Below are 23,963 nucleotides of genomic sequence, written 5' to 3' on the forward strand. Positions count from 1 at the left end.
AAGTATTGGATGCTATAGATTGCGGTTTTAAAGATAATTGAATGTATTAATAGATTAGGATTGAAAAGATAGGAGAGAGCGGAAATGGATCACAATCCGAATAGTGGAAGAGAGAGATTTCAACTCTTGCTCCAGCAGCTCGGACTTACGGAGGATGCGTTTGTTAAGTATTTTTACCGTGCTGAAATCGAAAAGCTATCAATTGAAAGGGAAGCTAAAAGCTGGCGTTTCTCTTTTAAGCTGGAGGAACTGATTCCTTGCAGTGTCCACACACGGCTGGCTACTCATCTTTCGGCTACCTTTGCGCACATCGCAACAGTTTCATTCAGCATTCATGTTGAAAACCCCCAGGTTACCGAAGAAATAATCAAGGATTACTGGAAAAATTGCATCGGTGAACTTGAAGGGATCTCGCCAGCGCTTTTGGCTCTTTTGAATGAACAAGAACCGAGGGTTGCGGGGCACCGCCTGATTGTAAAAGCACGCAATGAGGCGGAAGCCGGACAGCTAAAGCGGAAGTATTCCGGGCTTATCTCGAACATTTATCAAAACTTTGGTTTCCCGTCTTTATCCCTTGATGCCGAAGTTTCAGGCTCCCAGGAGGAATACCAGGAGTTTATGCTCGAGAAGCAAAAAGAAGATGAAGCCAAGGCACTTGCAGCCATTACGGAAATGCAAAAGAAAGAAAATGAGAAGTCCGGCGGGGACAATGAACATCAAGGTCCTGTTAAAATTGGTTATACCATTAAGGATGACGCCGATTTTAGGCAAATTGAGCAAATTGTCGATGAAGAAAGACGGATTGCGATTGAAGGCTTTGTTTTTGATGCTGAAACAAAGGAACTGCGAAGCGGCAGGACTTTATTGACATTTAAAGTCACTGATTATACAAGCTCTATTTTAGTCAAGATGTTTTCACGTGATAAAGAAGATGCTGCATTGCTTTCCCGTGTCAAGAAAGGGATGTGGGTTCGCGCGCAGGGGAGCATTCAGAATGATACATTTGTCCGCGATTTGGTCATGATAGCCAATGATATAAATGAAATTTCCAAGGCGGGCCGGCTTGATCAGGCACCGGAAGGCGAAAAGCGGGTGGAACTGCACCTGCATTCACCCATGAGCCAGATGGACGCCGTGACTCCTGTTTCCGCATTGGTTGCGCAGGCAAAAAAATGGGGCCACAAAGCAATCGCGATAACCGACCATGCCGTGGTTCAATCTTTTCCGGAGGCTTATGGGGCAGGTAAGAAAAATGATATAAACATCATTTACGGTGTAGAGGTTAATCTTGTGGATGACGGTGTACCGATCGCCTATAATGATGCCCATCGCGTCCTTGACGAAGATACATATGTGGTCTTCGACGTGGAAACAACGGGACTGTCTGCCGTATACGATACGATTATCGAGCTTGCGGCTGTAAAAATGCATAACGGGGAAATCATCGACCGCTTTGAGGATTTTGCCAACCCTCACCATCCGCTGTCAGCAACAACGATCGAATTGACAGGGATTACCGATGACATGGTCGAAAATGCACCGGAAGTGGAAGATGTTCTGCAAAGGTTTCGGCAATGGGCCGGCGATGCTGTTTTAGTTGCGCATAACGCGAGCTTTGACATGGGGTTCTTGAATGTCGGCTATAAAAAAATAGGGCATCCGAAAGCGGAGAATCCTGTAATTGATACATTGGAATTGGGACGTTTTCTATACCCGGATTTCAAAAATCACCGCCTAAACACGCTTGCCAAAAAGTTTGATATCGAATTAACGCAGCATCATAGGGCGATTTACGATGCTGAGGCAACCGGTTATTTGCTGATGAAAATGTTGAAAGATACAGCTGAAAAAGGGATCGTTTACCATGATCAGCTTAATGAACATATGGGTGAGGGGAATGCATATCAGCGGTCACGCCCCTCCCATTGTACATTGCTTGCCCAAAATGAAACCGGATTGAAAAATCTGTTTAAGCTTGTATCAATCTCACATCTTAACTATTTTTACCGTGTGCCGCGCATACCCCGTTCTCAGCTGCAAAAGCACCGGGAAGGGCTCCTGGTTGGCTCGGGCTGTGATAAGGGCGAAGTGTTCGAAGGAATGATGCAGAAGGCTTTTGAGGAAGTTATGGATATCGCAGAATTCTATGATTATTTGGAAGTGCATCCGAAAGAAGTCTACCAGCATATGATCGAAATGGAATATGTCCGCGATGAGAAATCATTGGAGGGCATTATCTCGAATATTATTAAACTTGGTGAAAAGCTTGGCAAGCCGGTCGTGGCAACAGGAAATGTCCATTACCTTGAACCTAATGATAAAATTTACCGAAAAATTCTTGTTGGTTCCCAGGGCGGTGCCAATCCGTTAAACCGCCATAAACTTCCTGATGTCCATTTCCGTACAACCGATGAAATGCTTGCAGCCTTTTCATTTCTCGGCAAAGAGAAGGCGAAAGAAATCGTCGTCGAAAACTCCAACAAGATAGCCGATATGATCGACCCGATTAAACCGATTAAAGACGATTTGTATACGCCTAAAATTGAAGGTGCCGAAGACGAGATGCGCGAGATGAGTTACGGCATGGCACGGCGCATTTATGGCGAGCCGCTGCCGGAAATCGTGGAAGCCCGTTTGGAAAAAGAGCTAAAGAGCATCATCGGCCACGGATTCGCCGTTATTTACTTGATTTCACATAAGCTTGTAAAAAAATCACTGGATGATGGTTATCTTGTGGGTTCCCGTGGATCGGTAGGTTCATCATTAGTTGCGACAATGACGGAAATCACTGAAGTAAATCCGCTCCCGCCCCATTATGTATGCCCAAGCTGCAAGCATTCGGAATTCTTCAATGACGGCTCTGTCGGTTCAGGTTTTGACCTTCCGGACAAGGATTGCCCGAATTGCGGCGAGAGATATAAAAAGGACGGTCATGACATCCCATTTGAAACGTTTCTGGGCTTTAAAGGCGATAAAGTGCCTGATATCGATTTGAACTTTTCCGGTGAATATCAGCCTCATGCCCATAACTATACAAAGGTCCTTTTTGGTGAAGATAATGTATTCCGTGCTGGAACGATTGGCACGGTGGCGGAGAAGACTGCCTATGGCTATGTAAAAGGTTATGCGTCAGATCATAATCTTCATCTCAGGGGAGCGGAAATAGACAGGCTTGTGGCCGGCTGTACCGGCGTTAAAAGAACGACCGGGCAGCACCCGGGGGGCATCATAGTAGTTCCGGATTATATGGATATTTATGATTTTTCGCCGATCCAATTTCCAGCTGATGATAAAACATCGGAATGGAAGACCACCCACTTTGACTTCCATTCCATTCATGATAACTTATTGAAGCTTGATATACTCGGGCACGATGACCCAACCGTGATCCGCATGCTGCAGGATTTGAGCGGCATTGACCCTAAAACAATTCCGACGGATGACCCTGAAGTGATGAAAATTTTCTCAGGGACAGAATCGCTAGGCGTTACGGAAGACCAAATCATGTGTAAAACCGGAACACTCGGGATACCTGAATTCGGTACGCGTTTTGTCCGCCAGATGCTAGAAGATACAAAACCCACAACATTCTCGGAACTCGTCCAGATCTCAGGACTTTCACATGGTACCGATGTGTGGCTTGGAAATGCCCAGGAGCTGATACACAATAATATTTGTACACTCTCAGAGGTAATCGGCTGCCGTGACGACATTATGGTCTATTTGATATATCAAGGATTGGAACCGTCGCTTGCCTTTAAAATCATGGAATCCGTCCGTAAAGGAAAGGGTCTTTCAGACGAGTTTGAAGCGGAAATGCGAAAGAATGAAGTACCGGAATGGTATATCGATTCATGCAAGAAGATAAAATATATGTTCCCTAAAGCTCATGCTGCTGCCTATGTATTGATGGCTGTAAGGATAGCCTATTTTAAAGTGCATCTGCCGCTCTTGTATTATGCTGCTTATTTTACGGTAAGGGCAGAAGATTTTGAAATCGATGCAATGGTACGCGGTTCACAATCCATCCGCTCAAAAATCGAAGAGATTAACGCGAAAGGCCTTGACGCGTCGACGAAGGAAAAGAATACGTTGACGGTGCTTGAGCTTGCTCTGGAAATGTGCGAAAGAGGTTTTGCTTTCCAAAAAGTCGATTTATATAAATCAAGCGCAGATGAATTTATCATCGAGGGTAATACATTAATCCCGCCGTTCAATTCGATCCCTGGACTTGGGACTAATGCAGCCTTAAACATTGTCCGTGCACGGGGAGAAGGGGAATTTCTTTCAAAGGAAGACCTTCAGCAGCGAGGCAAAATATCAAAAACAATTCTTGAGTACCTCGACAAGCAGGGCTGCCTGGAATCCCTGCCGGACCAGAACCAGCTTTCTTTGTTTTAACTTGTTACAATGAGTGCTGTTACAATACGCCCGGCTGGTTCATTTGCAAAAAAGTATTGATTATGGTATATTTTATTTGGAAATACTAAGAAACCAAGTACAAGAGTGGGGAAACCCACTCTTTCGTGTTGTAAATGACTAATTTGTTTGCAAATGCTTAGGAAGCTCCGGACAAAAGGAATGCCGGCTGAATCCTGCCACGCACGGTTCAGCCAGCACCGGCATAAAAGAGCAAGTCCGGCCATGTATGGAGGCAGCGTATGAGTAAAAAGGTAACTGAAATTGTCGAAGAGATGGTAACTCCGATTCTGGATGAATCAGGGCTGGAGTTGGTGGAAGTTGAGTATGCCAAAGAAGGGAAAAGCTGGTTTCTCCGCGTTTATATTGATAAAGAGGGCGGAGTGGACATTGAGGATTGCGGTCAGGTCAGCGAAAAGCTTAGCGAGAAACTTGATGAGGTCGACCCGATTCCGCAAAACTATTTTCTTGAGGTTTCATCACCCGGTGCTGAACGGCCGTTGAAAAAAGAAAAGGACTTTGAAAAGGCGATCGGGAAAAATGTGTACATAAAAACATATGAACCAATCCTGGATGAAAAAGAATTTGAAGGTATCCTAACCGGTTTTGACGGACGTGAAGTTACGCTGGAAATTACGGTTAAGACCAGGAAGAAATCAGTCGTCATTCCATATGAAAAAGTGGCAAAAGCAAGGCTGGCGGTCACTTTTTCTTAATTAGTAAATACAGAACAATCATGATAAGGGGGACCAACCATGAGCAGTGATTTATTGGATGCTCTCAATATATTGGAGACGGAAAAGGGTATTTCCAGGGATGTTTTAATTGACGCAATCGAGGCTGCGCTCATTTCCGCATATCGCCGCAATTTTAACCAGGCTCAAAACGTCCGTATCGACTTAAATCTTGAAAAAGGCACCATGAGAGTTTTTGCCAGAAAGGATGTCGTTGACGAAGTATTCGATCCGCGCCTTGAGATTTCTCTGGAAGAAGCAAAAACGATCAATCCAAGCTACCAGATCGATGACGTAGTGGAAATGGAAGTGACGCCTAAAGATTTCGGCCGAATTGCAGCGCAAACGGCAAAGCAGGTTGTCACCCAGCGCGTCAGGGAAGCAGAACGCGGCATCATCTACTCCGAATTCATCGACCGTGAAGAAGATATCATGACCGGTATCGTCCAGCGCCAGGATTCCCGGTTTATCTACGTATCCCTTGGGAAGATCGAAGCGTTGCTGCCTGCGGGCGAGCAGATGCCAAATGAGCAATACAAGCCCCATGACCGGATCAAAGTGTTTATCACAAAAGTTGAAAAAACTTCCAAAGGTCCACAGATTTTCGTGTCGCGCACACATCCGGGCCTCTTAAAGCGCCTGTTTGAAATCGAAGTCCCGGAGATTTTCGATGGTACTGTAGAAATCAAATCAGTGGCTAGGGAAGCGGGGGACCGTTCGAAAATTTCTGTGCATTCCGATAATGAAGAAGTCGATCCGGTAGGATCCTGCGTGGGACAAAAAGGCCAGCGTGTGCAGGCGATTGTCAACGAACTGAAAGGCGAAAAGATCGACATCGTTAAATGGTCAGAAGACCCGGTTGTCTTTGTAGCCAACGCTTTAAGCCCTTCAAAGGTGCTTGAGGTCATTGTCCAGGAAGAAGAAAAAGCCACTACAGTAGTCGTACCGGATTACCAGCTTTCTCTCGCTATTGGAAAACGGGGTCAAAACGCCCGTCTTGCAGCGAAATTGACCGGCTGGAAAATAGATATCAAAAGTGAAACAGAAGCACGCGCGAATGGCATTTATCCTGTGGAAGAACAGGAATTTCTCTTAAGCAGGGATAGCTTTGAAAGTGACGATGAATTTTCTGAAGACAATGAGTAAGCATGACAGGAGGTGATCGATAATGAATAGCCGCAAAAAAATTCCGATGCGTAAGTGTGTCGCTTCAGGTGAAATGAAGCCGAAAAAGGAATTGATCAGGATCGTCCGCACAAAAGACGGGGAAATAAGCATTGATCCGACCGGAAAAAAATCCGGCCGAGGGGCCTATCTGACCCTGGATGCGGCGATCATTGAGCTTGCCAAGAAAAAGAATGTGCTTGAGCGCAACCTGGAAGCGGCAATCGATCCTTCCATTTATGAACAATTGCTGGAATTGGCGGAAAAGGAGAAGCATCCGAATTCATGAAACAAGAACAATGGGTGTCTCTATTAGGTTTGGCAAATCGAGCGCGTAAGCTGATTTCCGGAGAAGAATTAGTGATCAAGGAGATAAGGAACGGAAAAGCAAAGCTGGTTTTGCTTGCTCTTGACGCTTCCTCAAATACAGAAAAAAAAATCTTTGATAAGTGTGCCTATTATAAAGTGCCTATCAAAAGAGTGGAAAACAGGTCCATTCTCGGCCAGGCGATCGGCAAGGAGGAGAGGGTCGCCGTTGCCGTTCTGGATAATGGTTTTGCACAAAAACTCCAGACGCTGCTCGATTAAATTTTACGGGGGTGAACACATGACCAAATTACGAGTATATGAATATGCAAAACAAAAAAACGTTTCAAGCAAGGACGTTATTAATAAACTGAAAGAAATGAACATAGAGGTATCGAACCATATGACAGCACTAGAAGATACAACCGTTGAAAAGTTGAATGACAAATACAATCCTAAACCTAAAACTGAACCAAATTCAGCACCAAAGCAGGCTGAAAGCCCGCAGCAGAAGAATCCTTCCACACTGGAAACGTACGAAGCTGAAGCGGATGATAATACTGGTGTAGTGAAAAAGACCGAAAAGATCCAAAAGAAGCCTATACCTAAGCCTGTCGCTGGAAAGAAAACTTCCCAGGAAAACCAGAAGAAAGAATCCAAAGTCTTCAAGGGCAATAATAATAGGAACAATAACCACAATAACCGTAATAAAAACAGACAAAAACCTCAGCAGCACACGTCTGCTCCTGTTCAAAAGAGAAAAGAAAGAGAGCTGCCTTCAAAAATCACTTTTACCGAGTCCCTGACGGTTGCCGAACTGGCGAAGAAGCTGCACCGTGAACCTTCTGAAATCATTAAGAAGCTTTTCATGCTAGGTGTAATGGCAACGATTAACCAATCGCTTGATAAAGATGCAATCGAGTTGGTTGCAGGCGAATATGATGTCGAAGTGGAAGAAAAGATTTTAGTGGATATTACCGACCTTGAGGCATTGGTGACGGACGATAATCAAGCCGATGCAATCGAACGTCCATCAGTCGTTACGATCATGGGCCACGTCGACCACGGTAAAACCACCTTGCTTGACTCGATCCGGAATACAAAAGTGACCGAAGGGGAAGCGGGAGGCATCACCCAGCATATCGGTGCTTATCAGGTAACTGTTAATGATAAGAAAATCACATTCCTTGACACACCTGGACACGCAGCGTTTACTACCATGCGTGCACGTGGTGCGAAAGTCACAGATATAACTATACTTGTCGTCGCAGCTGACGATGGAGTAATGCCTCAAACAGTTGAAGCGATTAACCATGCGAAAGCGGCTGAGGTTCCAATCATCGTCGCCGTTAATAAAATGGATAAGCCGGCAGCCAATCCGGACCGCGTAATGCAAGAGCTGACTGAGCATGGCCTTGTACCAGAGGCGTGGGGCGGCGAGACTATTTTTGTTCCGATTTCAGCGAAAAACGGAGAAGGAATAGATAGCCTGCTTGAAATGATACTTCTTGTGGGAGAAGTGGAAGAATATAAAGCCAATCCCAACCGCAGGGCAATTGGAACCGTTATTGAAGCCCAGCTTGATAAAGGCCGAGGTTCTGTGGCAACCCTCCTTGTTCAAAACGGTACGCTGAAAATTGGTGACCCTATCGTAGTTGGTAACACTTTCGGACGTGTACGTGCCATGGTTAATGATTTGGGACGCCGCGTTAAAGAAGCAGGTCCGTCAACTCCGGTCGAAATTACAGGTTTGAATGACGTGCCGCTGGCTGGTGACCGGTTTATCGTATTCGAAGATGAAAAAACAGCGCGCCAGGTCGGGGAAGCACGCTCACAGAAACAAATTGCCACACAACGCAGCGAAAAATCACGTGTAACTTTGGATACATTGTTTGAACAAATGAAGCAAGGGGAAATAAAAGAACTGAATATCATCTTAAAAGCGGATGTTCAGGGATCAGCAGAGGCGGTTGCTGCTTCACTTCAGAAAATTGAAGTGGAAGGCGCTAAAGTTAAAATTATCCACACAGGCGTCGGTGCGATTACCGAATCAGATATCATTCTGGCAACTGCATCAAATGCTATTGTAATCGGATTTAACGTACGCCCGGATGTCAATGCCAAGCGTGCTGCAGAATCAGAAAACGTCGACGTTCGCCTGCATCGCATCATTTATAAAGTAATCGAGGAAATCGAAGCTGCGATGAAAGGGATGCTTGACCCTGAGTTTGAAGAAAAAATCATTGGCCAGGCTGAAGTCCGTACGACATTTAAAGTTTCAAAAGTCGGAACCATTGCCGGTTCATATGTTACTGATGGAAAAATCACACGTGACAGCGGCGTACGCCTAATCCGCGAGGGTGTTGTAATTTTCGAAGGCGAAATCGATGCCCTGAAACGCTTTAAGGATGATGTTAAAGAAGTAGCCCAAAACTATGAATGCGGGATTACGATTAAAAACTTCAATGACGTCAAAGAAGGCGATGTAATCGAAGCTTATGTAATGGAAGAAGTGGAACGCAAGTAATGATCGGCTCAGCCGAATTTGAATGCGTCATTCACGATGCCCAATCATTAAAAGAAAAGAGGGCCGTGCTCCAGCGAGTGATGACACGGCTCAAGCAAAAATTCAATGTTTCGGTAGCGGAAACCGGATATCAGGATGTTTGGCAAAGGACAAAAATTGCCATTGTCACCGTGGCATCTTCACGTGCAGCTACTGAGAGAGAATTGCAGAATGCCCTGCAATTTCTAGATTCGTTTCCGGAACTTGAACGTACAATAACAGATATAGAATGGCTTTAAGCTAGCGAGGTGATTTTATGAGCCTTCGTGCAAATCGTGTTGGCGAACAGATGAAGAAAGAGCTGACTGAGATCATCGGTCGCAAAATCAAAGATCCACGGATTGGCTTTGTCACGGTAACCGACGTTGCCGTGACTGGCGATCTCCAACAGGCAACCGTTTATATTTCGGTTCTTGGTGATGAGGAACAAAAAGAAAATACGCTTAAAGGCCTGGCAAAAGCGAAAGGATTTATCCGTTCTGAAATCGGACAGAGGATCCGGCTGCGAAAAACGCCGGAAATCGCGTTTGAATTTGATGAATCGATCGCCTATGGAAACAGGATTGATACCTTGATCCATCAAATCCATGCGGAAGAGAAAGCCGCCCCAAGGGATGATGAATAGATTTTTTCCTGCGTGGGGTTGCTGCTGCGGTAGTGGCACACGGCTTGAATTAGAGATAGACATTCATTGTCTATCTTTTTTTCTGCTTTTTGAAAGAAGGGAACACCCTGAAACAGGCGGGTGATCAGTAACATTGTAAGATGGGTAATGGAATCGGACTTTCATTTATACTACAATAAACAAAATCATATGTATCACTGAAAGAGGTGGATGCTTTTGGAAGGGATATTGCCGCTTTGGAAACCAAAAGGAATGACATCGCATGATTGCGTATTTAAACTTAGGAAGATTTTAAAAACAAAAAAGGTGGGTCATACTGGAACGCTTGATCCAGATGTGACAGGCGTGTTGCCCATATGCATTGGACGGGCTACAAAAATAGCCGAGTACATAACAGAAGCCGGGAAAGCTTACGAAGGGGAAGTAACAATAGGGTTTTCGACAACGACTGAAGACGCAAGCGGAGAAAAAGTGGAGGAACAGCCTGTGTCCGCCGCATTCCCGAGGGAACAGATTCTTGAAGTGCTGGCTTCACTAACTGGTGCAATTCAGCAAACACCCCCTATGTATTCGGCGGTAAAGGTAAACGGCAAGAAGTTATATGAATATGCGAGGGCAGGGATTGCAGTGGAACGGCCAACCAGGACGGTATCCATCCATGAGCTAACATTACTTGATGACAGGGAAGAATTTACGGGAGCTACCGTGTCCTTTCGCTTCCGGGCCAGTTGCAGCAAAGGAACCTATATCAGGACACTCGCTGTGATGATTGGGGAGAGGCTGGGTTATCCTGCCCATATGTCTGACCTTGTCAGGATCCAATCAGCCGGCTTTACCCGAGAAGACTGCAAGACCTTTGAGGAAGTAGAAGAAATGGCAGCCTCAGGGCGACAAGAGGATCTTCTGCTGCCTTTGGAAAGGGGCCTAATTCATTTGCCGAAATATCAGATTAATGATACAGTAGCAAAGAAAGTTAAAAACGGTGCTGTCATGGAGCAGCCTGAGGATTTGCCAATTACAAAGGGAATCCCTTTTGTGATGGTGGACAGCAGTCAAAAGGCACTTGCAATTTACAGCATTCACCCTAATAAAGCAAATCTAATCAAGCCAATAAAGGTGTTAGCTCAGGATTTATAAGTTTTTCCGGAAGAAAGAGGAGAATGGACCGTGAAAGTAATTGCAATAGAGCATCCTCATCAATTTAATGCCGACGATTTGCCGCCTCTATGCATCGCGCTCGGCTTTTTTGACGGTGTTCATAAAGGACACCAAAAAGTAATACAGACTGCCGTAAAGAAAGCCAAGCTGGATGGAATTCGTTCAGGTGTCATGACGTTTGATCCCCATCCATCTGCGGTCCTCGGCAAAAATGTAAGGCATGTACGCTATATTACACCGATTCAGGATAAGATCGCCCTTATTGAGGATTTGGGTGTCGATTACCTGTTTATCATACATTTTACGCAAGACTTTGCTTCCTTGCTGCCACAGGAATTCGTTGATGATTATTTAATTAATTTGAATGTCCGGCATGTGGTGGCGGGTTTCGACTACACGTATGGCCGGTACGGAAAAGGCACGATGGAAACGCTGCCTTTCCATTCAAGGGGACGCTTTTCGCATACGACTGTCGAAAAACAGACGCTTGATGCCGACAAAGTCAGTTCCACTAGAATCAGGGAAACATTGGACGCAGGGGACTTTGCCCAATTCCATCATTTAGCGGGGCGCTTTTATTCGACTCAGGGCATTGTGGTCCATGGAGAGAAGAGGGGGCGGCAGCTTGGCTTTCCTACAGCGAACATCGAAGTGAGCGATAACTATTTGTTCCCAGCCACTGGGGTTTACGCCGTTCGTATAAAAATAGACGGCAGCTGGCATGATGGAGTCTGCAATGTCGGCTATAAACCGACTTTTCATGAAAAACGGCCTGAACATCCATCCGTTGAAGTGCATATTCTCTCGTTCGATGGAAATCTTTATGGAAAAGAAACTGAAATCGAATGGCATAAACGGTTAAGAAGCGAGCAAAAATTCAACGGGCTCGATGAACTTATCAAGCAAATCGAAGCAGACAAAGCGGAAGCACACGCTTATTTTAGCAAAACTACTGTTTAGACTTGCATTTTATTTCGAAAAGATGTATTCTATTTATTGTATGAAAAATAACCATTACTTGGCTAGTCGACTCTCCGGCGCTTGCTGGGTAATCGGGGATTTCATGAAATAACAGGAGGTGAAATGGATGGCTATTACACAAGAACGCAAAAACGAACTAATTAATGAGTACAGAACTCATGAGACTGACACTGGATCTCCAGAGGTACAGATTGCTGTCCTTACAGAAGAAATCAACAACTTGAACGACCACTTGCGCGTTCATAAGAAAGACCACCACTCTCGTCGCGGTCTTCTTAAAATGGTAGGTAGACGCCGTAATCTTTTAACATACCTACGTAATAAAGATGTTACTCGTTACCGTGAACTTATCACTAAGTTAGGTTTACGCCGATAATCTTTCATGAAAGCGGGAATTTTCCCGCTTTTTTGTTAGGCTTATTTACATAATTCCGGGTGAAATAGCCCCCTTGCGGCTTGCCGTCGTCCGCGGAATCGGACTTGCCGGGTTTTCTGCTAACGTCAGAACACAGACTAAGCGCATCTCCTGTGGCTATGCCTGTGTGACTACATCCAGCGAGCCTGACTATGCTTTTGTCTTTGCCTTTGCAAAAGGCTCGCCAATTGGCGAGTTTTCTAATTTTTAGGCGAAGCGGAATCAGTACCAGAGTAAATTGAGCAGTATTTCAATGAATTTGGTCATTTTATACATAATTCATCCATTTCGCTGTTAACGGTTGTTTTTTTCGTGCATAATAAGGATAGCTTGTTTTATAGGGTTTAAACACATTGACATATATATCATTCATCTAATAAGGGTTCAGGTAATATACCAGGCCCCTGATTTGAAGAAGTAGAGAGGGGTTTATCAAAGAATGGCACAGGATAAGAAAACTTATTCATTCGACTGGGCCGGCAGGAAGCTCACTGTCGAAATCGGCCAATTGGCCAAGCAGGCTAACGGCGCGGTCCTTGTCAGATATGGTGACAGTGCTGTATTAAGTACTGCTACCGCTTCAAAAGAGCCAAAGAATCTGGACTTTTTTCCATTGACAGTTAATTATGAGGAAAGATTATATGCTGTCGGGAAAATCCCTGGCGGCTTCATTAAACGGGAAGGAAGGCCAAGTGAAAAGGCGATCCTTGCCAGCCGCTTAATCGACCGTCCTATCCGCCCATTATTTGCGGATGGGTTCCGGAATGAAGTCCAGGTTATCAGCATTGTCATGAGCGTTGACCAGGATTGTTCAACAGAAATGGCGGCCATGTTCGGTTCATCCCTTGCGCTATCAGTTTCTGACATTCCTTTTCAGGGTCCGATTGCAGGGGTTGTTGTGGGCCGGGTAAATAATGAATTCATTATCAATCCGACAGTGGAACAAATGGAACATAGCGATATCAATTTAACGGTTGCCGGAACGAAGGATGCCATTAATATGGTAGAAGCCGGAGCTGATGAAGTGCCGGAAGAAACGATGCTTGAAGCGATCATGTTCGGCCATGAAGAGATCAAAAAATTGATTGAATTCCAGGAAAGCATTGCACATGAAATCGGCAAAGAAAAAACGGAAATCATTCTATACGAAGTGGATGCGGAGCTTGAAGCACAGGTCAAGTCAATTTGTGAGGATGACATCAATAAAGCGGTTCAGGTTCAGGAAAAGCATGCCCGAGAGGATGCAATCAAAAAAGTGAAAGACCGCGTGCTTGCCGGGTTTGAGGAAAAAGAAGCTGATGATGCCCAGCTCAAGCAGGTTAAAGAAATCCTGAATAAACTGGTAAAGTCAGAAGTCCGCCGTCTTATAACCGAAGAGAAGGTGCGCCCTGACGGCCGCAATCCTGACGAAATCAGGCCCCTATATTCTGAGGTGGGTTTGCTTTCTAGAACGCATGGTTCCGGTTTATTTACCCGCGGCCAAACGCAGGCCCTTTCTATTTGTACATTAGGGGCTCTTGGCGATGTACAGATCCTGGACGGGCTTGGGACGGAAGAATCCAAGCGCTTTATGCATCATTACAATTTCCCGCAGTTCAGCGTCGGTGAAACAGGTCCGATGAGAGGGCCAGGACGCCGTGAAATTGGGCATGGGGCGTTGGGTGAAAGGGCTCTCGAACCAATCATTCCTGCTGAAAAGGACTTTCCTTATACGATAAGGCTCGTGTCCGAGGTGCTGGAATCGAACGGTTCCACTTCCCAGGCAAGCATTTGTGCAAGCACCCTTGCGATGATGGATGCAGGCGTTCCGATAAAGGCGCCGGTTGCCGGGATTGCGATGGGACTTGTTAAGTCAGGTGAATATTATACAATCCTGACTGATATTCAGGGAATGGAAGACCACCTGGGAGACATGGACTTCAAAGTGGCGGGCACAGAAAAAGGGGTAACTGCCCTGCAGATGGATATTAAAATCGAAGGCCTTTCCAGAGAAATTCTTGAAGAAGCCCTCCAGCAGGCAAAACGGGGACGAATGCACATACTTGATTCGATGATCGCGACTTTGAACCAGCCGCGCGGGGAATTAAGCAAATATGCTCCGAAAATACTTACTTTGACAATCAATCCGGATAAGATCCGGGATGTAATCGGGCCAAGCGGAAAACAAATCAACAAAATCATTGAAGAAACCGGCGTAAAGATCGATATCGAGCAAGATGGCACTGTCTTCATCTCGTCCATAGATGAGGAAATGAACCAGAAGGCCAGGAAGATCATTGAGGATATCGTTCGGGAAGTGGAAGTAGGTCAAATGTATCTTGGTAAAGTAAAACGTATCGAGAAATTCGGCGCTTTCGTGGAAATCTTCAATGGAAAAGATGGCCTGGTCCATATTTCAGAGCTTGCTGAGGAAAGAGTCGGCAAGGTTGAAGATGTTGTCGCAATCGGGGACGAAATCCTTGTCAAAGTAACGGAAATCGATAAACAGGGAAGGGTCAACCTATCCCGTAAAGCTGTCCTAAAAGAGCAAAAAGAGTCAGCAGAGAACACCAAGGAATAACAAAGGCATATTCATATGCATGCGGTTTATTTAGAATCGCATGCTTTTTTTGGCAGGCAAGATAAAACTTTCTTGATTGCATAGTGCTGAACACAGGTTATGTGTGCTAGATCCTGTATCAACGCCTGTGTGGCCAACATCCTGTTGGCTTAACTTCGCTGTGTCTTCGCTTTTACAAAGGCTCGCCATCCGGCGAGTTTTCTAATGATTCAGGCTTCTGGCCAAGGGAGTCACAACCCAATGTTCTACCTTGTCCATTTTCCTCATACATTTTGTATGAAGGAGGACGGAAAAATGAATAATAATTGGAAGCAGATAGTTGCGATAACTGCCATTGCAGGTATATCATGGTTATTAGTGCAAAATCCTTATACACATCATTATATGATTGTGTTAAAAGAAGAGGCGGCCTTTACTGCTTCGCAGGAAGACAGCCTTTATAGAGAAATTCAATCTAAACGCCAGCAATATGAATCGCCGCCTATGGACGCAAGAATTGATCCGGTGTGGAAAACCGTTCCCGGCTATAACGGGATCAAAGTGGATGTTCAAGCATCCTACCATATCATGAAAAAGTCCGGGAAATTTGATGAGAAAAAACTTATATACAGGCAGATTTCCCCTAAAATCCATTTGGACGACCTGGAACCAGCACCGATTTACCGGGCACATCCAGAAAAACCGGTTGTATCATTTTTGGTTAATGTTGCCTGGGGTAACGAGTATTTACAGGACATGCTCTCCACACTTAAAGAAAATGATGTAAAAGCGACGTTTTTTCTTGAAGGAAGATGGGCAAAGAATAATCCGGATCTCGTGAAAATGATCGAGGAAGGCGGCCATGAAATTGGCAACCACTCATACTCTCATCCTAATATGCAGACACTTTCATCCCAAGCGTCCACAAACGAGCTGCAGAAAACGAATGCAGTGATAGAAGCTGTGACAAATAATAAAGTAAAGGCGAAATGGTTTGCTCCCCCGAGCGGAAGCTACCGGGATGAGACTGTCAATATAGCAGATTCGATGGGAATGGGCACAATCATGTGGAGCGTTGATACGATCGATTGGCAAAAGCCAACCCCTGACGTATTAACCTCGAGGGTGCTTTCAAAACTCCATCCGGGGGCATTTGTCCTGATGCACCCCACGGATTCGACGGCCCAGTCTTTAGAAACATTAATAAAGCAAATAAAAAGAAAAAATCTTCATATAGTTACCGTTACAGAAGCTCTGGAAGAAACCAGGATCGTTCATTAAAGTACTTCCACAGGACAAGGAAGGATTCGTTAGTGTTACATCGCACGAAGAAAAGTGCAGCTTTTCGAGGATTTGTGACGTCGGTGTTTGCCACAGGACGTGGCAGTAGTTAGCCGACGTTCCCCCAGAGGTGGGCGTCCGCTTCTTATTGCAGCAAAGAATTGGAGGAATGTTCATGATCAAGAAATATACTTGCCAAAATGGAGCCAGAATTGTACTAGAAAATATTCCGACAGTCCGTTCCGTCGCCATCGGAGTTTGGATTAAAACAGGTTCACGTCACGAATCGCCGGAACTTAATGGGATTTCACACTTTTTGGAACATATGTTTTTTAAAGGCACCGCTAACCGTAATGCCAGGGAAATCGCGGAGTCTTTTGACAGTATCGGCGGACAGGTAAATGCCTTTACTTCCAAAGAGTACACTTGCTATTATGCTAAGGTGCTGGATAACCATGCAGGCATGGCCCTTGAGATACTCTCAGATATGTTTTTTAACTCCACGTTTGATGAAGAAGAATTAAAGAAAGAAAAGAATGTTGTCTTAGAAGAGATTAAAATGTATGAAGACACTCCGGATGACATCGTCCATGATTTACTGAGCCAGGCTGTTTATGGTACACATCCGCTTGGATTTCCGATTTTAGGCACAGAAGAAACATTGAATACGTTTAACAGCGATTCGTTGAAAAAATATGTCCATGAAATGTATACACCGGATAAGGTTGTCATTTCCATTGCGGGCAATGTAAATGAGAGCTTTATAAAAGAAGTGGAAAGCTATTTTGGTTCGTATCAGGGTGGCAACGGAAGAGCAGAACTTGTAAAGCCGGTATTCCACCAGAACAAGCTTTCAAGAAAGAAAGAAACGGAACAGGCCCATTTATGCCTCGGATTTGAAGGGCTGCAAATCGGCCATAAGGATGTTTATAGTTTAATCGTACTTAATAACATCCTTGGCGGTAGCATGAGCAGTCGCCTGTTCCAGGAAGTAAGGGAACAGCGTGGGCTTGCTTATTCTGTTTATTCCTATCATTCCGGCTATCAGGACAGCGGCCTTGTCACGATTTACGGCGGCACAGGGGCAGGCCAGCTTGACAGCCTGTATGAAACCATCCAGGAAACGCTCGGGACCCTCAAGCGCGAGGGCATCACAGAAAAAGAATTGCATAACAGCAAAGAACAGCTAAAGGGCAGTTTAATGCTCAGTCTGGAGAGTACCAACAGCCGGATGAGCAGGAACGGGAAAAATGAGCTGCTTTTAGAGAAACATAAATCGCTTGATGAAATAGTCGAAATAATTGATGAAGTGACAGAGGAAAGCGTAAATTCGCTTGCCAATCAAATTTTTACCGATAGTTACTCCAGTTCCTTAATCAGTCCCCTAGAGGGTTGGAAAGAGTAAACAGGGGCCTTGCGTATGCTTTGTTCCAGGCATACCTGCAAGGCCTTTTTTCTTTTTCTCTGCAGGCTGGGGGCCCTCCCCGTCTAAAAAAATACTTCTAACTGTCCCTGAAAAGGGATATAGATTAGTAAGCGTAAAAAGAGGGGGAAAAGCATCATGCGGCTTAGCGAGCTTAGCGGAAAAGAAATCGTGGATGTTAAACGGGCGCAACGCTTAGGAATCCTGGGGCAGACAGATCTTGAAATAAATGAGAGCGGACAGATAACAGCTTTGATCATACCGTCTGTGAAATGGTTCGGGCTCAAAAAAAACGGAAATGAAATCCGTGTCCCTTGGCGGCATATAAAAAAAATAGGCACTGATATGATCATCATTGATATCCCCGACCACCAGCCACTTTCAGAGCAGGAAATGCCCCAAAATATTAAATTCCCTGATTGATTGATAATCGTTTAGAAATCGTTATAAGAAAACCCGACTGGCCGCCTTGTAATAAGGCGGTCTTTACTTTTCCAATTTAGAGCATCAGTCCCGGCATTAACGATTCACCTCTTTGAAGAAAAAAACATAAGATGAGAAGGGAAAACACGTAATTGGATATTGCAGGCTTATCTCAATAAAAGAAGGTGACGGCTTTATGCTCACAGGCGTGCAAATTGCAGTGATCGGCGGAGATGCTAGGCAGCTCGAGGTGGTCCGCAAACTTACGGAGCTTGATGCCAAACTGTCATTGGTAGGCTTTGAACAGCTGGACCATTCGTTTACCGGCGCAGTCAAGGAGAAGCTGGACGATCTCAATCTTTCCGAAATTGATTCTATCATTTTGCCGGTTCCGGGCACAAATTCTACAGGTAGGGTAGAAACAATCTTTTCTAATGAGGAAGTAATCATAACAGAGCAAATTCTCTCTAAAACCCCTCCACATTGCACAGTGTACTCCGGGATCAGCAATGAATACTTAAACGGAATTATCAAGAAAGCCAACCGAAGGCTGGTACAGCTATTTGAAAGAGATGATGTGGCGATCTATAATTCGATACCGACTGTGGAAGGAACCATTATGATGGCGATTCAGCATACTGATTTTACCATCCATGGGTCCACGGTTGCGGTGCTTGGCTTTGGCCGGACAGGAATGAGTGTAGCCAGGACATTCCAGGCAATTGGAGCCAAGGTGAAGGTAGGGGCAAGAAAGAGCGAGGACCTCGCCAGAATTACTGAAATGGCCATGACTCCATTCCATTTGAACGATTTGGCCACAGCTGTCCGCGATGTCGATATATGTATCAATACAATTCCGGTTCTAATAGTGTCAGCGTCTGTGCTGGCAAACATGCCTGTGCATACCCTCGTGATCGACCTTGCCTCGAAACCGGGGGGCACCGATTTTCGTTATGCGGAAAAAAGGGGAATCAAAGCGTTGCTTGCTCCGGGCCTGCCAGGGATCGTAGCTCCAAAAACGGCAGGGCAAATATTGGCAAATGTACTGGCACAGCTCATTCAGGACGACATGAAGAAAAGAAAGGGGAAAACGACATGAATTTAAAAGGAAAAAGAATCGGGTTTGGACTTACCGGTTCTCATTGTACCTATGACATAGTTTTTCCGGAAATCGAGAAATTGGTTAACGAAGGCGCTGAAGTCGTTCCAATCGTTACATCAACGGTCAAGAATACTGAAACACGGTTTGGCAAAGGGGAAGACTGGATTGACAGGATCGAAAAACTGACGGGCCATCATGTGATCGATACCATTGTGAAAGCAGAACCGCTTGGCCCTAAAATGCCTTTAGCGTGTATGGTTATAGCGCCATTAACCGGTGGCTCCATGAGCAAAATGGCTAATGCCTTGACAGACTCGCCCGTGTTGATGGCAGCAAAAGCAACCATGCGAAACCACCGTCCGGTTGTGCTCGGTATATCCACAAATGACGCTCTTGGTTTAAATGGTGTTAATTTAATGAGATTGATGGCAACGAAGGACGTTTATTTTGTTCCATACGGACAGGATGATCCGGAAAAGAAGCCTAACTCCATGGTAGCCCGCATGAACATGATTAGGGATACGATCATTTGCGCCTTGAATGGTGAACAGATCCAGCCTGTTATCGTAGAACGATATAAAGACCCCGTTTAAGGCAATGATCAAAAGAAAAAAACCATATGGAGCTTCCATGCAATTTTAGGTGAAAAGATTGTTTCTTTCACGTACTAATATGATAAAATATATGATATTCTTGATAGCATAGGTTAAATGTATTGCTATAGATTGATTTCAAATCTGTATGGTTTTTTGAAAAGGGGAATGTTCGATGACGGAAGTACGCGGATTGAATGTGGCTGTTCTGGGAGCAACGGGGGCAGTAGGACAGCAAATGATCGAAACACTGGAAAAAAGAGATTTGCCAATTAAAAAGTTAACCCTTCTATCTTCGGCTCGTTCAGCAGGTACAAGGGTTTTATTTAAAGGCGAAGAAATAGAAGTACAGGAAGCAAAGCCGGAAAGCTTTGAGGGCATCGATATAGCTTTATTCAGCGCTGGCGGCAGCGTTTCAAAGGAGATGGCGCCAGAAGCCGTAAAGCGCGGGGCCATCGTTGTCGATAACACGAGCGCCTTCCGTATGGACGAAAACGTACCGCTTGTGGTACCGGAAGTAAATGAAGAGGATTTGAAATGGCATAACGGCATCATTGCCAATCCGAATTGCTCCACCATCCAAATGGTAGTAGCGCTAGAGCCAATCAGGCAGAAATTCGGGCTTAATAAAGTAGTAGTGTCCACTTACCAGGCGGTATCCGGTGCTGGGGCGGCTGCCATATCCGAGCTGCTGGACCAGTCACAGGCAATTCTGAACAATGAGGAAGCAACAGCATCAGTGCTTCCGGTAAAGGGTGACAAAAACCATTATCAAATAGCTTTCAATGTAATCCCGCAAATCGATAAGTTCCAGGATAACGGCTTCACCTTTGAAGAGATGAAGATGATCAATGAAACAAAAAAAATCATGCACATGCAAGAACTTCCTGTAGCGGCTACTTGCGTTCGCCTTCCGGTCGTTACCGGCCATTCGGAGTCTGTTTATATAGAAATAGATAGAGAAGGGGTAACCGCTGCTGAGGTAAAAGAGCTTCTCAAATCGGCACCTGGCATTGTATTGGAAGATGATCCGGATAACCAGGTTTATCCTATGCCGGCAGCTGCAGTCGGGAAAAACGATGTTTTCGTGGGAAGGATCCGGAAGGACCTTGACGAAGAAAAAGGATTCCATTTATGGATTGTTTCTGATAATCTCCTAAAGGGAGCGGCTTGGAATTCCGTCCAAATCGCGGAAAGCCTTTTAAAACTAGAATTAGTCACAGTAAAATAATCGCAACAACAACAATAGCATTGTCAGCTTTTTCCCATGGGGAAGGCTGGCTTACATTTGAGGTGTTACTATGAAAATCATCGTACAGAAATTCGGAGGAACTTCTGTCCGTGACAAAGAAAGCAGATCGCACGCTTTACGGCATATCCGAAAAGCGATCGGTGATGGTTACAAAGTGGTAGTGGTCGTATCGGCAATGGGCAGAAAGGGAGAGCCCTATGCAACAGATACGCTGCTTTCGCTAGTAAACGGTTCTGAAAGCAAAATTTCAAAAAGGGAACAGGATTTGCTTCTGTCTGTTGGTGAAACCATTTCAGCGGTAGTCTTTACGAATATGCTGCTTGAGAACGGCATAAAGGCAACGGCCTTTACAGGAGCCATGGCAGGGTTTAGGACGAACGGAGACCATACGAATGCTAAAATCATCGATATGAAGAGCGACCGCATCCTTAAAGAACTAGAACTCTGTGAGGCAATCGTTGTGGCAGGGTTCCAGGGAGCTTCCAAGAATGGGGACATCACCACCATCGGGCGGGGAGGCAGCGATACATCCGCTGCTGCTCTGGGAGCCGCAATCGGTGCCGAATGGGTTGATATTTTCACCGATGTGGAAGGTGTCATGACAGCCGATCCGAGGATCGCTGAAAACGCCCGGCCGCTTTCTGTAGTAACCTATAATGAGGTCTGCAATCTGGCGTACCAGGGAGCAAAGGTCATTCATCCCCGTGCCGTGGAGATTGCCATGCAGGCAAAAGTGCCAATCCGAATCCGTTCAACATATACAGACGGCATGGGCACACTGGTGACAACGATTAACAGGGAAAAGAATGGGAGCGACATCCGGGAGCGCCTTGTTACCGGGATTGCCCATGTGTCAAATATTACCCAAATTAAAGTGACCGCAAAAAAGGGCCAATATGACTTACAGGCAGAGGTTTTTAAGGCGATGGCAAATGCGTCCATCTCCGTCGATTTTATTAACATCTCTCCGAATGGGGTTGTCTACACTGTAACCGACGAGATGACAGAGAGGGCCGCCGAAATCCTTGAGGGACTTGGGCATGAGCCTCTCATCCAGACAGGGTGTGCTAAAGTTTCTGTAGTAGGAGCCGGAATAAACGGTGTTCCTGGTGTAGCGGCGAAAATCGTCATGGCCCTTTCCGAGAAGGGAATCAGCATCCTCCAATCGGCAGATAGCCATACTACCATTTGGGTCCTTGTTAAGGAAAAGGATTTGGCAGAAGCTGTCAATGCCTTGCACGATGCCTTCCAGCTTCATAAAGATGAAGCAGAGTACCGCATAACGGAGATATGATTGTCTATTAATTCAAGAGGTGTATGATTATGGTGAATTTTGGAAGAGTTTCAACTGCAATGGTTACCCCATTCGACAAGAAGGGGAATATCGATTTTGCCAAAACCACACAATTAGTAAATTACTTAATCGAAAATGGGACTGATTCCATTGTACTGGCTGGAACGACCGGAGAATCCCCGACACTGTCTACCGAAGAGAAGATTGCTTTATTGCGGCATGTGGCCAGGGAAGCGGATAAGCGTGTTCCGGTCATCATGGGTACAGGAAGCAACAATACTTACGCTTCCATTGAGCTTACGAAAAAGGCGGAACAGAACGGTGCAGACGCTATTATGCTTGTAGCGCCTTACTACAACAAGCCGAACCAGGAGGGCTTGTACCAGCATTTTAAAACAATCGCCGAAAACACTTCGCTGCCTGTCATGATTTACAATATTCCCGGCCGCACTGTTGCCAATATTGAACCGGAAACGGTCATCAGGCTTTCAAAAGTTCCAAACATTGTCGCTGTAAAAGAAGCAAGCGGCAATCTGAATGCAATGACAGCAATCCTTGCGGGAACCGACGATGATTTTATGGTTTATAGCGGTGATGACGGCATCACGCTGCCTGTACTTTCCATCGGTGGGGCAGGGGTGGTATCTGTTGCTTCCCATATCATCGGAAAAGAAATGCAGGCAATGATCGATCAATTTTTACAGGGGAACGTTAAGGAGGCTGCCAAGCTTCATCAAGGCCTGTTGCCAATCATGGAAGGCTTGTTTACAGCACCAAGCCCGGCTCCTGTCAAAACAGCCCTGCAGCTGAAAGGCCTGGACGTCGGATCAGTAAGGCTGCCGCTAGTGCCTCTTACAGAACAAGAAAGAATTACTTTAAATCAGCTGCTAAATTAATTCGTAAAAACCAAAACCAACCCATCGCCCCGGGGTTGGTTTTTTTAAAAAGAAAGAAAGTATATAAGGTTCTTTTTTGCTAAAGCAAAACACACCAGATTCTTATGTCTTCGCCTGCGAGACGCACATCCTTTGGGCCTGCCTGCGCCTCTGCCTCAGCTTTACAATGGTTCATCAAACGGAAAGTTTTCTATTCCGGAAAATATTAATGATTGCTCGAGAGTTACTTGATTGATAAATTTTTCTTCCCAATTTGTGGGGTTACCCCTATACTTTTAATTATCTGTTTGGGCTTACATATACGAAGGGGAAGGTTATGCTTGATCAGAAAATTTAACGGTTGCTGACGATAAGGAAGTCATGGAGTTTTTGAAGAGGAAGCATCAATCAACCTGTTTATAATCGGGGATTAGAAACGTCGGGAAAAAAAACAGGAAGGACCTATTATTTGGAAGTCGACGTACAAATGGCGGCAGCCGCATCGACTACCGCAGAAAACTCTTTTTATGCACTGCAAAGGGTTATAGAATTAAGGATTTGCTGGCAGTTGTAGATAGGCTGGCCAAGGTTATCCCTGTCGGAAGGCAAATCGCTTTGCCTGTTTTTTCATAACCCTTCTGCTAGAGGCATTTATGAAAGCTAGGGTTTAAGACAATTGCTCTTTGGACAATGTACCGAAAATAAGCTATGCCATCTTTTGAATAATGGATAGCGGGTATTTCATGTGAAGATCATTTGACAATTACAGAAGAACTAGAGGGATACACACTTCTCAAATTCTCCTTAAAAAAA

Annotated in this window: 21 protein-coding genes; all 21 read left to right on the forward strand. The window is 45.1% G+C overall.

All coding sequences use genetic code 11. The features are described from left to right. Positions 1 to 84: 84 nt before the first annotated feature. The 21 genes from D0466_RS17325 to dapA all read left to right on the forward strand — a co-directional run bounded on the left by D0466_RS17325 (position 85) and on the right by dapA (position 23,171). Positions 85 to 4,401 carry a PolC-type DNA polymerase III gene (locus D0466_RS17325; RefSeq protein ID WP_117323809.1) on the forward strand — a complete coding sequence of 1,439 codons (4,317 nt, stop codon included), beginning with the start codon at positions 85 to 87 and terminating at the stop codon, positions 4,399 to 4,401. 260 nt (positions 4,402 to 4,661) lie between these two features. Beyond that, entirely contained in the window at positions 4,662 to 5,135 is a 474-nt protein-coding gene (gene rimP, locus D0466_RS17330; RefSeq protein ID WP_117323810.1) for a ribosome maturation factor RimP, read from the forward strand. Positions 5,136 to 5,174: 39 nt separating this feature from the next. Further along, positions 5,175 to 6,299: a transcription termination factor NusA gene (nusA, locus tag D0466_RS17335; RefSeq protein ID WP_117323811.1), complete on the forward strand. Its 1,125-nt coding sequence runs from the start codon at positions 5,175 to 5,177 to the stop codon at positions 6,297 to 6,299. A 22-nt stretch (positions 6,300 to 6,321) separates the two neighbouring features. After that, the gene (gene rnpM / locus D0466_RS17340) at positions 6,322 to 6,606 is read left to right on the forward strand and encodes an RNase P modulator RnpM (protein WP_117323812.1); all 285 of its coding nucleotides are present in this window, start codon (positions 6,322 to 6,324) and stop codon (positions 6,604 to 6,606) included. Continuing rightward, positions 6,603 to 6,905, forward strand: a complete 303-nt coding sequence (locus D0466_RS17345; RefSeq protein WP_117323813.1) for a YlxQ family RNA-binding protein — start codon at positions 6,603 to 6,605, stop codon at positions 6,903 to 6,905. The genes rnpM and D0466_RS17345 overlap by 4 nt, the downstream gene beginning before the upstream one ends. A 19-nt stretch (positions 6,906 to 6,924) precedes the next feature. Next, positions 6,925 to 9,150 carry a translation initiation factor IF-2 gene (infB, locus tag D0466_RS17350; protein WP_117323814.1) on the forward strand — a complete coding sequence of 742 codons (2,226 nt, stop codon included), beginning with the start codon at positions 6,925 to 6,927 and terminating at the stop codon, positions 9,148 to 9,150. Further along, positions 9,150 to 9,428 (forward strand): DUF503 domain-containing protein, encoded by a 279-nt coding sequence (locus D0466_RS17355; RefSeq protein ID WP_117323815.1) that lies wholly within the window; start codon positions 9,150 to 9,152, stop codon positions 9,426 to 9,428. Before infB ends, D0466_RS17355 begins: the two co-directional genes overlap by 1 nt. A 17-nt stretch (positions 9,429 to 9,445) precedes the next feature. Further along, complete coding sequence (gene rbfA / locus D0466_RS17360; RefSeq protein ID WP_117323816.1) at positions 9,446 to 9,814, forward strand: 30S ribosome-binding factor RbfA; 369 nt, start codon at positions 9,446 to 9,448, stop codon at positions 9,812 to 9,814. Positions 9,815 to 10,030: 216 nt separating this feature from the next. Next, complete coding sequence (gene truB / locus D0466_RS17365) at positions 10,031 to 10,951, forward strand: tRNA pseudouridine(55) synthase TruB (protein ID WP_117323817.1); 921 nt, start codon at positions 10,031 to 10,033, stop codon at positions 10,949 to 10,951. Between the two features lie 30 nt (positions 10,952 to 10,981). Beyond that, the gene (gene ribF, locus D0466_RS17370; protein ID WP_117323818.1) at positions 10,982 to 11,932 is read left to right on the forward strand and encodes a bifunctional riboflavin kinase/FAD synthetase; all 951 of its coding nucleotides are present in this window, start codon (positions 10,982 to 10,984) and stop codon (positions 11,930 to 11,932) included. A gap of 127 nt (positions 11,933 to 12,059) precedes the next feature. Beyond that, positions 12,060 to 12,329 (forward strand): 30S ribosomal protein S15, encoded by a 270-nt coding sequence (rpsO, locus tag D0466_RS17375; RefSeq protein WP_117323819.1) that lies wholly within the window; start codon positions 12,060 to 12,062, stop codon positions 12,327 to 12,329. Between the two features lie 73 nt (positions 12,330 to 12,402). After that, on the forward strand, positions 12,403 to 12,579 hold the full coding sequence (locus D0466_RS22305; RefSeq protein ID WP_158555937.1) for a hypothetical protein: 177 nt from the start codon (positions 12,403 to 12,405) through the stop codon (positions 12,577 to 12,579). Positions 12,580 to 12,807: 228 nt separating this feature from the next. Further along, the gene (pnp, locus tag D0466_RS17380; RefSeq protein ID WP_117323820.1) at positions 12,808 to 14,928 is read left to right on the forward strand and encodes a polyribonucleotide nucleotidyltransferase; all 2,121 of its coding nucleotides are present in this window, start codon (positions 12,808 to 12,810) and stop codon (positions 14,926 to 14,928) included. Between the two features lie 294 nt (positions 14,929 to 15,222). Beyond that, positions 15,223 to 16,188 (forward strand): polysaccharide deacetylase family protein, encoded by a 966-nt coding sequence (locus D0466_RS17385; protein ID WP_117323821.1) that lies wholly within the window; start codon positions 15,223 to 15,225, stop codon positions 16,186 to 16,188. Between the two features lie 175 nt (positions 16,189 to 16,363). Continuing rightward, on the forward strand, positions 16,364 to 17,593 hold the full coding sequence (locus D0466_RS17390; protein WP_117323822.1) for a M16 family metallopeptidase: 1,230 nt from the start codon (positions 16,364 to 16,366) through the stop codon (positions 17,591 to 17,593). Positions 17,594 to 17,749: 156 nt separating this feature from the next. Beyond that, the gene (locus tag D0466_RS17395) at positions 17,750 to 18,034 is read left to right on the forward strand and encodes a YlmC/YmxH family sporulation protein (RefSeq protein WP_117323823.1); all 285 of its coding nucleotides are present in this window, start codon (positions 17,750 to 17,752) and stop codon (positions 18,032 to 18,034) included. A 196-nt stretch (positions 18,035 to 18,230) separates the two neighbouring features. Next, positions 18,231 to 19,133 (forward strand): dipicolinic acid synthetase subunit A, encoded by a 903-nt coding sequence (gene dpaA, locus D0466_RS17400; protein WP_117323824.1) that lies wholly within the window; start codon positions 18,231 to 18,233, stop codon positions 19,131 to 19,133. Beyond that, positions 19,130 to 19,729, forward strand: coding sequence for a dipicolinate synthase subunit B (locus tag D0466_RS17405; protein WP_117323825.1), 600 nt, complete (start codon positions 19,130 to 19,132; stop codon positions 19,727 to 19,729). The genes dpaA and D0466_RS17405 overlap by 4 nt, the downstream gene beginning before the upstream one ends. 175 nt (positions 19,730 to 19,904) lie before the next feature. Continuing rightward, positions 19,905 to 20,960, forward strand: a complete 1,056-nt coding sequence (asd, locus tag D0466_RS17410; protein WP_117323826.1) for an aspartate-semialdehyde dehydrogenase — start codon at positions 19,905 to 19,907, stop codon at positions 20,958 to 20,960. A 70-nt stretch (positions 20,961 to 21,030) separates the two neighbouring features. Continuing rightward, positions 21,031 to 22,275, forward strand: coding sequence for an aspartate kinase (dapG, locus tag D0466_RS17415; protein ID WP_117323827.1), 1,245 nt, complete (start codon positions 21,031 to 21,033; stop codon positions 22,273 to 22,275). 29 nt (positions 22,276 to 22,304) lie between these two features. After that, a complete protein-coding gene (gene dapA / locus D0466_RS17420; RefSeq protein WP_117323828.1) occupies positions 22,305 to 23,171 on the forward strand; it encodes a 4-hydroxy-tetrahydrodipicolinate synthase in 867 nt (288 codons plus the stop codon). Positions 23,172 to 23,963 lie beyond the last annotated feature (792 nt).

Origin of the sequence: Peribacillus glennii (assembly GCF_003429105.1) — a bacterium.
Lineage (GTDB): Bacteria > Bacillota > Bacilli > Bacillales > DSM-1321 > Peribacillus > Peribacillus glennii.